The 14,451-nt window shown below is 48.9% G+C and carries 18 protein-coding genes and 1 pseudogene; 11 read left to right on the forward strand and 8 right to left on the reverse strand.

From position 1 onward, the window contains the following. Positions 1-318, forward strand: a complete 318-nt coding sequence (locus ACKFKF_RS06245; RefSeq protein WP_446866886.1) for a hypothetical protein — start codon at positions 1-3, stop codon at positions 316-318. Further along, positions 315-782 (forward strand): hypothetical protein, encoded by a 468-nt coding sequence (locus tag ACKFKF_RS06250; RefSeq protein ID WP_446866887.1) that lies wholly within the window; start codon positions 315-317, stop codon positions 780-782. The genes ACKFKF_RS06245 and ACKFKF_RS06250 overlap by 4 nt, the downstream gene beginning before the upstream one ends. 256 nt (positions 783-1,038) lie before the next feature. Here the strand turns inward: ACKFKF_RS06250 and ACKFKF_RS06255 are convergent, their stop codons facing one another. Further along, positions 1,039-1,308: a type II toxin-antitoxin system RelE family toxin gene (locus ACKFKF_RS06255; RefSeq protein WP_446866888.1), complete on the reverse strand. Its 270-nt coding sequence runs from the start codon at positions 1,306-1,308 to the stop codon at positions 1,039-1,041. Then, complete coding sequence (locus ACKFKF_RS06260) at positions 1,301-1,594, reverse strand: type II toxin-antitoxin system Phd/YefM family antitoxin (RefSeq protein ID WP_446866889.1); 294 nt, start codon at positions 1,592-1,594, stop codon at positions 1,301-1,303. Before ACKFKF_RS06260 ends, ACKFKF_RS06255 begins: the two co-directional genes overlap by 8 nt. Positions 1,595-1,933: 339 nt before the next feature. On the opposite strand from ACKFKF_RS06260, the pseudogene ACKFKF_RS06265 reads away from it, so the two are divergent. Continuing rightward, positions 1,934-2,005 (forward strand): annotated as a pseudogene (locus ACKFKF_RS06265) (DUF6888 family protein); the annotation flags it as partial. Beyond that, positions 2,002-2,208: a DUF6887 family protein gene (locus tag ACKFKF_RS06270; RefSeq protein WP_446866890.1), complete on the forward strand. Its 207-nt coding sequence runs from the start codon at positions 2,002-2,004 to the stop codon at positions 2,206-2,208. The pseudogene ACKFKF_RS06265 and the gene ACKFKF_RS06270, both read left to right, overlap by 4 nt. A 42-nt stretch (positions 2,209-2,250) precedes the next feature. Here the strand turns inward: ACKFKF_RS06270 and ACKFKF_RS06275 are convergent, their stop codons facing one another. Next, on the reverse strand, positions 2,251-2,613 hold the full coding sequence (locus ACKFKF_RS06275; protein WP_446866891.1) for a type II toxin-antitoxin system PemK/MazF family toxin: 363 nt from the start codon (positions 2,611-2,613) through the stop codon (positions 2,251-2,253). Beyond that, positions 2,603-2,914 carry a hypothetical protein gene (locus ACKFKF_RS06280; protein ID WP_446866892.1) on the reverse strand — a complete coding sequence of 104 codons (312 nt, stop codon included), beginning with the start codon at positions 2,912-2,914 and terminating at the stop codon, positions 2,603-2,605. Before ACKFKF_RS06280 ends, ACKFKF_RS06275 begins: the two co-directional genes overlap by 11 nt. Positions 2,915-3,071: 157 nt before the next feature. Here ACKFKF_RS06280 and ACKFKF_RS06285 point away from each other — a divergent pair, with 157 nt between their 5' ends. From ACKFKF_RS06285 to ACKFKF_RS06300, 4 genes are all read left to right on the forward strand, one after another. Then, entirely contained in the window at positions 3,072-3,290 is a 219-nt protein-coding gene (locus ACKFKF_RS06285; RefSeq protein ID WP_446866893.1) for a type II toxin-antitoxin system Phd/YefM family antitoxin, read from the forward strand. A gap of 272 nt (positions 3,291-3,562) precedes the next feature. Then, the gene (locus tag ACKFKF_RS06290; RefSeq protein WP_446866937.1) at positions 3,563-3,748 is read left to right on the forward strand and encodes a type II toxin-antitoxin system RelE family toxin; all 186 of its coding nucleotides are present in this window, start codon (positions 3,563-3,565) and stop codon (positions 3,746-3,748) included. A 284-nt stretch (positions 3,749-4,032) separates the two neighbouring features. Next, positions 4,033-5,925 carry a 1-deoxy-D-xylulose-5-phosphate synthase gene (dxs, locus tag ACKFKF_RS06295; protein ID WP_446866894.1) on the forward strand — a complete coding sequence of 631 codons (1,893 nt, stop codon included), beginning with the start codon at positions 4,033-4,035 and terminating at the stop codon, positions 5,923-5,925. Between the two features lie 484 nt (positions 5,926-6,409). After that, positions 6,410-6,820 (forward strand): hypothetical protein, encoded by a 411-nt coding sequence (locus tag ACKFKF_RS06300; protein ID WP_446866895.1) that lies wholly within the window; start codon positions 6,410-6,412, stop codon positions 6,818-6,820. Positions 6,821-6,842: 22 nt separating this feature from the next. Here ACKFKF_RS06300 and ACKFKF_RS06305 read toward each other — a convergent pair whose 3' ends face one another. Both ACKFKF_RS06305 and ACKFKF_RS06310 read right to left on the reverse strand, forming a co-directional pair. Then, positions 6,843-7,250 carry a (2Fe-2S) ferredoxin domain-containing protein gene (locus tag ACKFKF_RS06305; protein ID WP_446866896.1) on the reverse strand — a complete coding sequence of 136 codons (408 nt, stop codon included), beginning with the start codon at positions 7,248-7,250 and terminating at the stop codon, positions 6,843-6,845. After that, complete coding sequence (locus ACKFKF_RS06310) at positions 7,247-8,227, reverse strand: cysteine synthase A (protein WP_446866898.1); 981 nt, start codon at positions 8,225-8,227, stop codon at positions 7,247-7,249. The genes ACKFKF_RS06305 and ACKFKF_RS06310 overlap by 4 nt, the downstream gene beginning before the upstream one ends. Positions 8,228-8,310: 83 nt before the next feature. Between ACKFKF_RS06310 and ACKFKF_RS06315 the strand changes: the two genes are divergently transcribed. Then, positions 8,311-8,706 carry a hypothetical protein gene (locus ACKFKF_RS06315; protein WP_446866899.1) on the forward strand — a complete coding sequence of 132 codons (396 nt, stop codon included), beginning with the start codon at positions 8,311-8,313 and terminating at the stop codon, positions 8,704-8,706. Between the two features lie 362 nt (positions 8,707-9,068). Here ACKFKF_RS06315 and ACKFKF_RS06320 read toward each other — a convergent pair whose 3' ends face one another. After that, positions 9,069-9,605, reverse strand: a complete 537-nt coding sequence (locus ACKFKF_RS06320) for a hypothetical protein (protein ID WP_446866900.1) — start codon at positions 9,603-9,605, stop codon at positions 9,069-9,071. A gap of 183 nt (positions 9,606-9,788) precedes the next feature. Then, a complete protein-coding gene (locus ACKFKF_RS06325; protein WP_446866901.1) occupies positions 9,789-10,424 on the reverse strand; it encodes a peroxiredoxin in 636 nt (211 codons plus the stop codon). A gap of 352 nt (positions 10,425-10,776) precedes the next feature. Between ACKFKF_RS06325 and ACKFKF_RS06330 the strand changes: the two genes are divergently transcribed. Together ACKFKF_RS06330 and ACKFKF_RS06335 are read left to right on the forward strand one after the other, a co-directional pair. After that, entirely contained in the window at positions 10,777-11,535 is a 759-nt protein-coding gene (locus tag ACKFKF_RS06330) for a peptidylprolyl isomerase (protein WP_446856264.1), read from the forward strand. Positions 11,536-11,780: 245 nt separating this feature from the next. Further along, positions 11,781-14,315 (forward strand): type I secretion system permease/ATPase, encoded by a 2,535-nt coding sequence (locus ACKFKF_RS06335; protein ID WP_446866902.1) that lies wholly within the window; start codon positions 11,781-11,783, stop codon positions 14,313-14,315. Positions 14,316-14,451 lie beyond the last annotated feature (136 nt).

Genomic DNA, 14,451 nt, shown 5'->3' on the forward strand with positions numbered 1-14,451 from the left:
ATGACCCATACAAAAGTCGAAATTGATACACAACTCCCTCTCAGCGAACTCGTCGATCGGGCTGCAACCAGTGAAATTATCACCCTCATTGCCAACGGACAAGAAAAAGCAGTTCTACTCAGCATTGAAGCGTTTGAACAGCTTGTCAGCATCCAAGCTCATCGTCAACAACGCTTAATGTCGATCGATGAATTGCGATCGCACGCTCAACAAGCATTCACCGAAGCAGAATACAGCACCCATAGCGACATCATCAACCTCGTGCAAGACATTAAACAAGAGATTGCCGCAGAGCGATTCCAGGCATCTTCACAATGACTCAAGCGATCGATCGTGTATTTCTAGACACCAACGTTTATATTATTGGACTGCTCGATCCACAGAGTTATGAAGCGCAAGCTTTGAACTGGTTAGGATTTGGCGAAAATCAATTATCAATTGTAGAAGTCATCATTTCTCAAGAACTCACCGAGCAAGTCTCACGAGTTTCAAAACGCTTAAAAAATAAAGATTGGGGAAGCGAACTGCTCGCCCGCATTTGGCAAGATCTCAATGTTCGCTACGTTCTACTGAACTCGCAAGATTTTATCGAACTGGAATCGCTAGGCATCATTCCCCGTGAAGATATAGGAGTTTATTTAAGTGCTAAAGCGGGTCAAGCTCAATGCTTCGTGTCCTCAAACCATAAGTTGATTCGCGCGCTAGCCTTGAGTACAGGCGACTTTGAATGCCTCACACCAGAAGAATTCATAAAGAAATATATTCTCCCTACTATTGAATAAATCCTGAGCATCTAGCGATCGTATGTTCCTTCAGCGCATCGGCGGTTGAAGATCGCTTCATCCACAAACTCCTACAAGATCACTTCGCCCAGATGGAAAAGTGAAGAATGTGATTTACTCTACCCTCCCAAGGCAAAATCAAAAGGGTTCTCTGGTTCTGCGTTGGGGTGGCGACCCTTGCGGTATCGGCAAAGCAGCGCGTCCTGCTCATCGCATGGCTACGGAAATGAGCGCGATTCTGAGAGCGCAGAGTTAGTTATAGATTCTCGTATACCTCATCATCGTTGCGCTTACCCACGCGAAACACCTCAACCGTGTCATTCTCGATCGTGTACAGAATTCGATATTCCCCTTGATCCACCCGAAAAATTCCAGGATTTCCTTTGAGTTGTTTACAATCCTGCGGTCGTGGCTCAGCTTGTAACGAAAAGATCTTCTTCACGACTTGTCTAAATTGTTTAAGCTGCAAATCGTACAGTTCTTTCTCGGCCGATTTCGTCACTTGCAGCGCATAGCGGTCAGGCATTCACAATATGCTCGATCGTCAAATCTGCATTGTGCAAGCGATTGTAGCCCTCAATCACCGTTTCCAGACTAACGGATTCTTCATTTGCTGCCAGTCGTCGCTCAACCTCTGCCACATCCTTGGCATCTTCTTCCAACGCTTGCAGCCGCTTAAAGTCCTCATAGCTAATCATGGCAACCATTCCCTGACCCTGTTGCTCAATGACAATTCTCTCCTTGCCTGTTCTGACACGAGACATGAGTTCTGGAAAGTTTTGCTGTGCCTGAGTCGCTTCTACTTTAGTCATCTTCTTCGCCTCTCTAGCACCAGATTATAGCCCGAATCTTTATGGAGTTACGAAGACCGCCAAACCGCCCCTGCTCTTCCCTCTATCCCCACAATTGGCAACCCTCCCCCCAAGATGACTGGTATGAACGGCTTGCCTAAACCACAAACTCGCCCAGCCTCACAGCGCCAAATCAACTGGGTTCTCTGGTTCTGCGTTGGGGTGGCGACCCTTGCGGTATCTGCGAAGCAGCGCGTCCTTCTCATCGCGTGGCTGCGAAAATAAGCGTGATCGTCTGGGTTCCAATTGCGATCGCGCTTCCTAAATATGATCTCTAAAATAGAGATGTAGGCTTGCAACGTCATCATTTTGGCAGGAGAAGAGCTTCAGATTTCAGTTTATCCCAACGGTCGATGGAGGTTTGAGGTATGAAACCAGATTTTGCAGCGATGAGCCGTAAAGAACTTAGAGAATACCTTTTGACCCATCGCGAAGATGAAGAAGCCTTCTTTGCATTTGTTGATCGCTCTGAAGCCGAAGGCAACTGGATCGAACTTCCCCCCGTCGAATCGAGCGAAGGCCTTCAGAACTTTCCAGAATTCCTGAAGAAACTCAATTCAAGACGAGAAGAGTAGAAGCGATCGTTCTTCTCATCGCGTGGTTGCGATCTCGCTAGGCTAGGGTTGGTACTCCACCACAAGCGCGATCGCAGCAGCGATGCAAATCATCACCTCATCTTCGATCTCCCCTATCCTGCGTAAGAATCGCTGCTCATCCAGCCCTCGAAGTTGTAAAGTATCCACCGCAGACAACTTCGCCAACCCGTTAACTGCATTGGGTTCCAATCGAATGTGCCAAGCATTTTTGACGAACACTTCTTTCCAGTCCGTCACCGGAGCAACCAACTTAATCGGCAACCGTCCAATTTTATTTGAACTCACCACGATCGCTGGGCGAATCTTGCGGATTTCAGTTCCAATCGTCGGATCTAAATTCACCAGCCACACCTCACTCCGTTGAGGCACTGCCCTAGTACTCAACGATATCTCCTGCCGTAAACGTTCTCCAATCCTCATCCTGCTCGTAATGTTGAACCATCATGGCTGCTTGAATTTCCAGCGCTTTCCGACGTTCTTCTAACGGCAATCGCATCAGTTCAATGGGGTCTGTCAATTCAGCAGTCGCGCGATCGCTAGCGTCTCCAATTTTTAAGGATTCTATCCGTTGCTGTTCCCGCAAAATCAAATCCTGAATGTATTCACTAACCGTTGAAAAGCCTGCCATTGCTGCTTGTTTCTCAATTAACGGTAATAACTGATCCGAAATCGGGATGTTCAGCATAGAACTCTGCGATGACGCTACACCTATTGTAAACGACCTCACCAGAGATAGACTTTGTTCTTCTCATCGCGTGGCTGTGGAAATGGGCGTAACCTGACGGCGATCGTGACCCACCTTTGTTCCGCTCTACAGTGAGATACCAGATTGGAGAAGCGACATGGGTAAAAAGATCTCCTATATCGAAGCGAGTCAAAACCTCGAACAACTCTGTGAAGCCGTGATCGCAACTGGAGAAGCGATCGAAATTACTCGTCAAGGGGCTGAGAGTGTTTCTCTCATTTCCACCGCAGAATTAGAAAGTCTTCTCGAAACCGTTTACCTGTTCCAATCCCACGAAAATGCTGCTCGTCTACATCTATGCAAGTCAAAGATCTGACCACTGACGAACTCAAAGCATTGATCCGAGAAACTGTCGTAGAAGTCATTAGAGGAATTCCTTGACGATCCAGACGAAGGAAGAGAAATTCGACCCGAAGTAAAGCAACAACTGATCGAATCGTTGAAACGCACCCAAGCAGGAGAATGCGGTATTCCAGTGAGTGAAGTTGCCAAAAAGCTTGGACTAAATTGGTAATGGTCTACTCAGTCGAACTGACTTCTGAAGGGCTGTCTGGACTATAACAACTCAGCCAAAAGAACCAAGAGCGCATTCTTCGCAAGATTGACTGGGTGAGCGATCACTTCATTGAAATTCGCCCCACTGCCTTGACTGGAGATTTGAGCAGTCTTTTCAAACTGAGAGTTGGAGATTACCGAGTCTTGTATTCTTTCAGTGAAACAACTGAGATCATTATGGTGCATCAGATTGGGCATCGAAGAGAAATCTACTTGTAAACTTCTCCTCGGTGTCTACCTCCTCAACTACGGCACCGATCGCAGGTTTCTCCAACGCACCGGAGAACACTCTGTGTAGCGATAATCCGCGATCATTCAGGTCAACGCTTTCACTGGATCAGGGCCACCTACCTTCCCTCAGCTCAAACCCAACCATCCCTCATCCCTTTTACAGAGAAACTATTGCAAATTGCATACCACCACTCTAGATCGTCCCCTCCTTTCGTCTACAGTGATAAGGGTAGACAAAATCACCGATCACATCATCCTAAGGAAAGCCCGGTATGCATCTGAGTGAATTGACCCACCCAAACCAGTTGCATGGTCTGTCGATCTATCAGCTTCAGCAAATTGCGCGGCAGATCCGCGAAAAACATCTGCAAACCGTTGCAACGATCGGCGGCCATCTCGGCCCTGGATTGGGCGTTGTCGAGCTAACATTAGCGCTTTATCAAACGTTGGATCTCGATCGCGACAAAGTGATCTGGGATGTTGGACATCAGGCATATCCCCACAAGCTCCTCACTGGGCGATATGCTGACTTTCACACGCTACGACAAAAAGACGGCATCGCAGGTTATCTAAAGCGAGGAGAAAGCAAGTTTGACCACTTTGGCGCGGGTCACGCTTCGACCAGTATTTCTGCGGCGTTAGGGATGGCTCTGGCGCGAGATGCTAGAGGGGAGAAGTTCAAAACCGTTGCCGTGATCGGGGATGGCGCTCTAACAGGAGGCATGGCCCTCGAAGCCATCAACCACGCGGGACATTTGCCCAAAACCAATCTGCTCGTCGTGTTGAATGATAACGAGATGTCAATTTCTCCCAATGTGGGGGCGATTCCGCGCTACCTCAACAAAATGCGCCTCAGTCCGCCTGTACAGTTTCTCAGCGACAATCTCGAAGAACAGGTGAAAAATCTGCCCTTCTCCCCCGAATTGTCGCGCCTCAAAGAAGGCATGAAACGGCTGGCAGTGCCCAAAGTCGGAGCCGTGTTTGAAGAATTGGGCTTCACCTACATGGGCCCGATCGATGGTCACAATCTAGAGGAATTGATCAGCACCTTCAAAGAGGCTCATCAGCATCCTGGCCCTGTTTTAGTGCATGTGGCGACGGTGAAAGGAAAGGGATACGCGATCGCCGAACAGGATCAAGTCGGCTACCATGCCCAAACGCCTTTTAACCTAACAACGGGCAAAGCGGCTCCTTCTAACAAGCCCAAGCCGCCTGGGTACTCAAAAGTCTTTGGCGAAACCTTGAGCAAGCTTGCCGAAAACGATCCGAGAGTGATTGGCATTACGGCAGCAATGGCGACGGGCACCGGGTTAGATATTTTTCAGAAGCGAGTCCCTAAGCAATACATTGATGTCGGCATCGCCGAACAACATGCCGTCACACTGGCGGCGGGTCTGGCTTGTGAAGGAATGCGTCCGGTGGCGACGATTTATTCAACCTTTTTGCAGCGGGCGTTTGATCAAATCATTCACGATGTCTGCATTCAAAAACTGCCCGTCTTCTTCTGCATGGATCGTGCAGGAATTGTGGGGTCAGACGGCCCGACTCACCAGGGGATGTACGACATTGCCTATTTGCGGCTCATTCCTAACATGGTGCTGATGGCTCCCAAAGACGAAGCCGAACTGCAACGCATGATTGTCACCGGAATCAACTACACCGACGGCCCGATCGCCATGCGCTATCCCAGAGGCAACGGATACGGCGTGCCATTAATGGAAGAAGGCTGGGAAGAGTTGGCGATCGGGAAAGCTGAAATTCTGCGTCACGGGGATGATGTGTTGCTGTTGGGCTACGGTTCGATGGTGTATCCCTCAATGCAGGTTGCCGAGATTTTGAGCGAACACGGCATTCAAGCCACCGTCGTCAATGCTCGTTTTGCCAAACCGTTGGATACTGATCTGATCTTGCCGTTGGCCCAGCAAATTGGGCGAGTGGTCACGCTAGAAGAAGGTTGTCTACCAGGCGGGTTTGGGTCTGCGGTAGTCGAAGCTTTGATGGATGCGGAGATGACGGTACCTGTCAAGCGGATTGGCGTTCCTGATCTGCTGGTTGACCATGCGACTCCAGAGCAGTCAAAGGCAGAGTTAAACTTAACGCCTCCTCAAATGGCCGACCAAGTTCTCAAACTGTTTAGCAAACAGCCGACACCAGTTAGTTTGTAGTAGTTTTTCTTAATTTTTTCTCAATGCTGAGTGGTGGGTGATTGAATTGAAGATCACTAGCCACTCATTTTTTTAGTTTAAGTTCAGTGTGAGTTCAATAAAGTTTCTTTGCTGCGTTGTCAAGCTTCTGCCCCCTAAGCTGCCAATTCTGAGGGACTTTCAGATAACGTGAATTCGATGGGAGTTTTTCGCTTCGGTCTTCAGCGCTTCTGCCCCCCAACCCCCCAATCTGGGGGACTATTAGATACGATTCTTCGTTCAAAGTCCCTCACTCGTGGGGGATTTAGGGGGCTGCCCGGATTTGTAACGGCAGCGAAGGATTTCATCGAATTCACGTTCAGATAAGATTCCCAGCTCAAAATCTTCTGATCGACATTTAGATTGATAGCCCGCTTCTTCATTGTAAAAGGGTTGCAGAGTTAGCTTGTGCAAGTTGAAAGTCGATTAGCTTACTAAGATAGAAGTTCAATTCACTGGTCGAATCATGAACTTAACTGCTCGATCGACGCTGCTAATTCTACTAATAATTAATGTCGTCTCTACAACTATTCACTACTCAGACAATGCGATTTATATAAACCAGTATCCTGGCCCCGAATGGTTCACCGCGATCGGCGTTGTTCTCACAGTTGCTTTAATGACTCCAATTGGATTTTTGGGTTACTGGTTTTATACAAAAAACTTCTTCTGGCCAGCCTATGTTTTTTTACTTATATATTCAATTACCAGCCTTTCAAGTCCCGGTCATTACTTGTTTCCAGCCGTGATGCCGATGACATTAAAGATGCATGTTTTGATCTGGTTGGATGCGATCGCTGGTCTATCGCTGTTGAGTTTTGTGCTTTGGTCAACCTTGTTTTTGCAAGAATGGCGACTCAAAGCCTATGAAGAATGATTAGGTGCTTTTCCTAAGTCTCTCACGCTGGATGAAACTTTCGATAGAGCAAAGCTGAAATGGGGGTGCCGTTTTTGAGATGCCGATCGACGATCGCTTTCACCTCATCTGGATTGACTCGACTGTACCAAACCTGCTCTGGCAACACCAGCACCATCGGCCCGTTACCACACTGACCAAAGCAGCCACAGCTAACCACTTCCACCCCTTCAACCGGATTTGCCCTAAATGCAGCAAGCACCTTCGCTGACCCTGACTTTCGGCAAGAATTGTGCTGACAGATGCGGACGGATTGGTGAGAAGGGAGGAGGGAGGAGGGAGGAGGGAGGGGTGGAGTCATGCAAGGCTTGAGGCGACTCTCTGATCCTAGATCTTGGAAGCGGCGATCGACCAAAACGCCAGAATAATCCTCGATTTCAGCAGACTTCAAAACTCATCCAGCAGCAAGCCTTTGGACTCTAACCACTCTCGATTAAAGAGTTTGGATTGATACAAGCTGCCGCGGTCGCACAAGAGGGTTACGATCGTATGCCCCGGCCCCATTTGTTTAGCAAGCGCAACTGCCGCTCCCACATTGATTCCAGTTGAGCCACCCATATAGAGTCCGTCTTTTCGCAAAAGCTGATAAACCACTCGCAGGGCTTCACGATCGTCTACTCGCATTGCATCATCCGTCGGGGCACCTTCCATGTTTCCAGTGATCCGACTGTTGCCAATCCCTTCGGTGACAGAACTGCCCTCCAGATGGATTTCGCCCGATTTGACGTAGCTATAAAGTCCACTGCCAAAGGGATCAGCCAAAATGCACTTCACGTCGGGATTTTGTTCTTTCAAGAAGGTAGAAACGCCTGCATAAGTGCCGCCCGTCCCCGTTGAAGACACCCAGGCATTCAGCTTGCCGCCCGTTTGCGCCCAAATTTCTGGCCCCGTGGTTTCGTAGTGAGCGCGACGATTGGCTAGATTTTCAAACTGATTGGCCCAGATGGCGTTCTCCAGTTCGGATGCGATTCTGCCGGACAGTTTGACGTAGTTGTTGGGATCTTTGTAGGGCACTGCGGGAACAGTTCTCACTTCGGCTCCCAGCGTTCGCAGCAGATCAATTTTTTCTTGAGACTGAGTTTCAGGAATGATAATCAGACATTTGTAGCCTCTAGCGTTACAGATGTGAGTGAGTCCGATGCCCGTATTGCCCGCTGTGCCTTCGACCACGGTGCCCCCTGGTTTGAGCAAACCTTTTTCTTCGGCATCCTTAATAATATAAAGCGCGGCGCGATCCTTCACCGAGCCGCCCGGATTGAGAAATTCAGCCTTGCCCAAAATTTCGCAGCCTGTTTCATCGCTAAAGCTGTTAATCCGAATCAGAGGCGTATTGCCCACCGCACCGACAAATCCTTGTTTGATATCCATTTCGATCGCTTCCTGCTTGTTATCTCATTTTACGAGGGATGAGAGATGAGGGATGAGGGATGAGGGATGAGGGATGAATAAATTTGATTTTCGTAATTGTTCTGAGAATCAGGGAGTGGGTTGGATGCGATCGCTCGATCGTAAAACAGAAGTCACCAGCGATTCTTCCTATTCGGACAGAAAACCACGATGACCCCAAAGGTGAATGGATCGAAGAAAGATTAACAGGCTATTGGCTTCAACAAGAACAATACGCACCCATCACAGACGGTCGCAGCGAACCGCTACAGCTTCGATTAGAAGTAGACGGCCGTCTAATCGCCTTCTACCGAGAAGATACCCACGAAAAATTACCGATTCCCAGCGAACTTGCTCAAGCTTTACGACAAGAAACTTTGGCAAGACAACAAGCAGAACAGCAAGTCGAACAACTTAAGGAGCGACTACGGCAGCTTGGCATTGATCCAACCGAGCTTTAGTTCCAATCTTGCCATTCGATGTACCAATCCTGGTTTATTTTTTCGTGCCAGATTTCACCACCAAGGTCTTCAGGCAACTGACCAAGAAAATGGGATACAAGCCTCGCACTTTTAGGGCGACTTTGGTATGCTTGTTCTAGTCCACAACACAGGCAGAGGCTCGCGCCTTGAGCGGAGGAACCTGTCTCGCAAGGGGTGGTAATGCCTGAGAAAGTTTTGGCTCCTAGGGAGCAGCAAGAATTTTCTCTATCGATACAGCGGTGGGGCGCATCGCAGTGAATTTTGGTGAGGGTAAAGTCGCAGGACTCCCGATGATCCAAGAATCCCCGAACTTCAGGACGGGGAGCCGTCAAAAGACCATCCTACTTTTGAGACAGCTTAAAGGATTGTAAAAACGCATCCATCTCCGTTGCATTCACTTCCTCTTTGGGAGCGACGACCATCGCTTGATAAAGGCGATTTTTGACCAAAAATACCCGCGCTTTGACGGTGCCATCTTGCCCATTGCTGCCTTTGGCTTCGATCGTTAATTCTCGGCCAGGAGAGCCATCGATCGACACTTTTTTCTCATCAACCAGTTTGCCATTGACGTTACTGACTGCCCCATCTCTAGCCCCATCCAGCATCTTTTCAGGATTGCTCACTTTGAGAAGCTGTTCGGGATAGTCGGCGTAAGCCACAAAATAGGCTTTGTTTTTTTCAGTCGCGGTGAACATGTGCAGGTTGATTTTGCCCGCCATTGTATCGAGGGTTTTGGTTTCCTCTCTGAGAGCGATCGGCGACGTAACAGAGAATTTACCCGTCTGAGATTTAAATTCTTCAGATTTGACCCCCGCTCCACAGGCAGTCGTTAAGAATCCTAAAGAGAGAAGATAGAGCAAAACGAGAAATTTTTTCATGAGCCTGAGTTTGCAGAAGATTGGATAGGCGGACTGATTAAAATTCCCAAAAGCAACACGATCGACGTAATCACTCTTTACAGAACAGCCACACAAAAACAGGATGGACAACGCCACCCTGTAAACAAATCGTTACTTTTTGATCGCAGAAATGATTTGTAGACTGTTCAGCCTACTTTTAGCTTACTTGTTGGGCTGAGGGGTCATCCGCAAATAAGGTCTGACTTCCGTAACTCCTTTAGGAAACTTTTGTCTGGCTTCTTCGGTGGGGATCGAAGGCACCACTACGCAGTCGCCGCCATCTGTCCAGTTTGCAGGGGTCGCCACACTGTGATTGTCCGTTAATTGCAGCGAATCGATCACGCGCAAAATTTCGGCAAAGTTGCGACCAGTGCTAGCAGGGTAGGTGAAGGTGAGGCGCAGTTTCTTTTGGGGGTCGATGATGAAAACCGATCGCACCGTCAGCGTGTTGTTAGCGTTAGGGTGGATCATGTCGTAGAGGTCAGACACTTTACGATCGGGGTCAGCCAAAATCGGATAGTTGAGTTGAGCGCTTTGGGTGTCTTCGATATCGCCAATCCAGCCTTTGTGGGATTCAACATCATCAACGCTCAGAGCGATCGCTTTGACATTTCGCTTGTCGAATTCGGGTTTGAGATTAGCTACAACGCCCAATTCAGTCGTGCAAACAGGGGTGTAGTCTTTGGGGTGAGAAAAGAGAATCACCCAGCTATCGCCCGCCCAGTCGTAGAAGTCGATCGTACCTTGAGAAGAGTCTTGTGTGAAATTGGGAACGGTATCCCCTAGTCGCAGAGCCATAACTGATGTTCCTAATGATCGCAAGTTACTTAAAGATCATGCCACAAAACCCCGGTTTTCCGGTCGGAGTGCAGATCAATTATCCAAAATTCCTGACTCCGTAATTTAACTCAAGAACTAGGGAAATATGAAACTGTTAAGCAAAACTTAGCCGATCGTCCCCGTAGAAATCGCTAGACTAGCCTGAACGCCTGTGCGAATTCATTGAAAATGCTGAATCGAAACCAACCATTTTCAAGTTTAATCACAGAGGTTTACGTTAATTCTCAGAGAGATTCACAAAAACCTGATAAAGGAAGCGGAGATCTCGGTCAAGATATTATCAGACTTGGAAACTGCGTAGTAAAAATTCATGGATGCCAAAGCCTTTCTCACCGTTGATGAGCAACCGATAAGCCTGAGAGAATGTTTGAAATATCTTCAGACTTCTGGCAAACTTCAGGGATTTTTGGGAGACATCTTGCGGCAATACGTGCTAGAGCAAGAACTTGCCAACCGAGAAGATTTAGAAATTAATCCGGCAGTAGTTGAGCAAGCGGTGATTGATTTTCGGATTCAGCAGCAATTGACTGACCCTGGTGTGTTTCAAGAGTGGCTCAACCGCAACGGGTCTGACTATTCTACATTTCACAATCAAATTACCTCAAATTTTAAGTCAGAAAAGCTTAAAAGTGTCATCACAGAGCCAAAACTCCAAGAATATTTTATCGAACGAAAAGTGTTTCTCGATCGCGTCGTTCTCTCTCGCATCATTGTCGAAAATCAAGAGTTAGCCGATGAGCTAAAGATCCAGATTCAAGAAGGCACCAGCTTTGAGCAACTCGCCCAAGAACACTCGATCGCCGACGATCGCGTGTCTAATGGCATGATGGGGCCGGTCAGTCGCGGCACAATGCCTGACAATATTCGAGCGGCGATCGATTCTTCTAATCCTGGTGACTTGGTGGGGCCAATTGCGATCGAGAACCGATGGGCCCTGTTTAGAGTTGAGCAAGTGTTACCCGCCACTTTAGACAACGCCCAACTCAAGCAAGTTTTGCAAAACGAACTGTTTGAGCGCTGGCTGGCAGAAAAAATCCAAAAAATGGCCGTCAAGCTTCAAGTTGAGTAGAGGTGAGGAGTGCGGAGGGAGGAGAAGAGATGAATGTTATCTTTCAGAATTCAATTCTCTGAACCCAATCCAGACCTAACTCTCAAAACTCAATCTTCATTCAGCACCCCAATTCTCAAAACCCCACCTCTTAAAGCCTGCAACTCACCCCAAAGCTGAAATGTCAAAATCTGAAACCTAACTCTCAAACCCTTTTCACTCCTCACTCCTCACTCCTCACTTCCCCCAGCCCCCCTCCTTGCCAAATGATTACCAACGATGTTGCCGCCAATTTACCCTGGGAAACTCCGCCCCTGAGCTTTCTCAACCCCGAACAGCAGGTTCAGTTTAAGACCAAGGCTGAAATTCGTCGCTGTAAGCTGGGAGAACTTTTGTGGTCAGAAGAAACGCCTGATATTCAACTAATCGTTCTGGCGGGGAAAGTCAGATTAGTAGCGGACGAAGGACGATCGCTCCTCTTGCAGCCCGGAGAATGGGTAGGCGATTTGCTAGAACTGCCAGGTTGGAAGGCCAGAGCCGCCAGTAATGATGTTGAGGTGGTGCAGTGGAGTGCGACCAGTTGGGCTTCTTTATCGTCGCCGGAGATCGATCGCTTTTGGGCGATTCAGCGCAGCCGCTATCAACCTCAAACGGACAATTCTCCCCAGGTTGTGACGGGCTTTCCCTTTGTCTCGGCCGTCAATACGGGAGCGGCTGCTCTAACGATGGTAGCCAATCATCTGCAAAATTCCGTCCAATTGGAGTGGGTACAGCGTCAAATAAGAGGACAGCGCCCAACCGATCTCATCGATATGGCTGAGAAATTGGGACTGCAACTCCGCCGCATCGAAACCAATTGGCAAAGTCTGCGGCTGTTGGGATTTCCGGCTCTGATGCTCTGGCAACCGGGAGGCACAGGGGAACCTCACTGGGTTGTGGCATATGGCGTACGGGGCGATCGGCTTATCCTATCCGATCCGCTCAATCCCACGATGAATTGCGAAAGCGTGCATCGATCAGAGGTACAACAAGCCTGGGATGGGCAACTCTGGCAAGCCGAAGCGATCCAAAAACAGGAGCGATTTAATCTAAGCTGGTTTCTCCCGGCTGTTTGGAACTATCGCGGACTGCTGGGCGAAGTGCTGTTTGCCTCATTTACGCTGCAACTGTTGGGTCTGGCGACACCGCTGATTACTCAAGTCGTCATCGATAAGGTGATGGTACAGGGCAGCATTGCCACGCTGGATGTGATGGCGATCGCACTGCTAAGTGTGGCTGTGTTTGAAGCGCTGCTGGGAATTTTGCGGCTGTTTATTTTTACGCACACGGCACGACGGTTGGATCTCAGCCTCTCGGCCCAGCTATTTCGTCACCTGATGCGGCTGCCTCTGGCTTATTTTGAGTCTCGGCGCGTGGGCGATACGGTGGCGCGAGTTCAGGAGTTAGAAAATATTCGGCAATTCCTGACGGGGACGGCGCTGACAGTGATTTTGGACAGCATCTTTGCAGTCGTCTACCTGGCGCTGATGTTTTTCTACAGCGTTCCGCTGACGGGTGTGGCGTTGGCCGTCTTGCCTTTCTACGCAATCTTGACGCTTTTCGTTACTCCAATTTTGCGAAACCTGCTAAATGAGACGTTTAATCGCAGTGCCGATAGTCAGTCTTTTCTCGTAGAAACCATTACGGGAATTCACTCGGTCAAGGCGCACACCGCAGAAAAACCGTCGCGCGATCGCTGGGAAGGTCTCTTTGCTCGCTACATTCGCACCAGTTTCAAAGCTTCGACGACTTCCAATATCAGCAACAACTTAGGCGACTTTTTGACCAACTTCTCTTATTTGCTGATTCTTTGGTTTGGGGCAAATCTGGTAATCAAGCAAGAACTCACCGTCGGTCAGTTGGTAGCGTTTCAGATGCTATCGGGACGAGTGACGGGGCCGCTGTTGCGGCTGGTTCAGCTTTGGCAAAATTTGCAGCAGGTGTTGTTGTCGGTCGATCGCATCGGCGATATTCTCAACGTCGCCCCTGAAGCGGAACCGGGGTCAGGTCTGGTCTTGCCGCCGCTCAAAGGTCAAGTCACGTTTGATCAGGTATTTTTCCGCTACAACCCGGCTCAAGAACCTGTGCTGAAGGGTATTTCGTTTACGACAGAGCCGGGAATGCTGGTCGGGGTCGTGGGGCGCAGTGGGTCGGGCAAGAGTACGCTGTCGAAACTTTTGCAGCGATTGTATTTACCCGAAGCCGGACGAATCTTAGTAGACGGTTTTGACATCAAGAGCGCTGATTTGCATTCGCTGCGGACTCAGATGGGTGTCGTGCTACAAGAAGACTTTTTGTTTAAGGGCAGCATTCTTGACAACATTAGTTTGGGGCGATCGGATGTCTCAGCAGAACAGGTAGTCGAAGCGGCTCGATTGGCAGCGGCTCATGATTTTATCAGCGAAATGCCTCAAGGCTATGAAACCGATGTGGGAGAGCGGGGCACGGCGCTTTCGGGCGGTCAGCGTCAACGGGTTTCTTTAGCGCGATTGTTTCTCTCCAATTCGCCCATGTTGGTGTTGGATGAGGCAACCAGCGCCCTGGACAGTGAAACCGAGCAGCAAGTTCTGCAAAACCTGCAAAAACACGCTCAAAACCGCACGGTATTTCTGATTGCTCACCGCTTTGCGCCCCTCAGACGCGCTGATTTGATTTTGGTAATGGAGAAAGGAGTCATTGCTGAGAAAGGAACGCATGACGAATTGATTCGATCGAAGGGTCTCTACTGGTCACTCTACCAACGCCAACAAGCTGCGGTCTAAGCTGAAAGTGCGTTTTTACTTAATCATCGAAAAATGTGGGTGGAAACCCCGTCGTAGAACGACGGCTTTGCAAGCCGAAGCACTAACCGATACACTAGAACTGGTCACTGACCCACCCGCGACGATGGAGACATAA

This window comes from Phormidesmis sp. 146-12, from assembly GCF_052939495.1.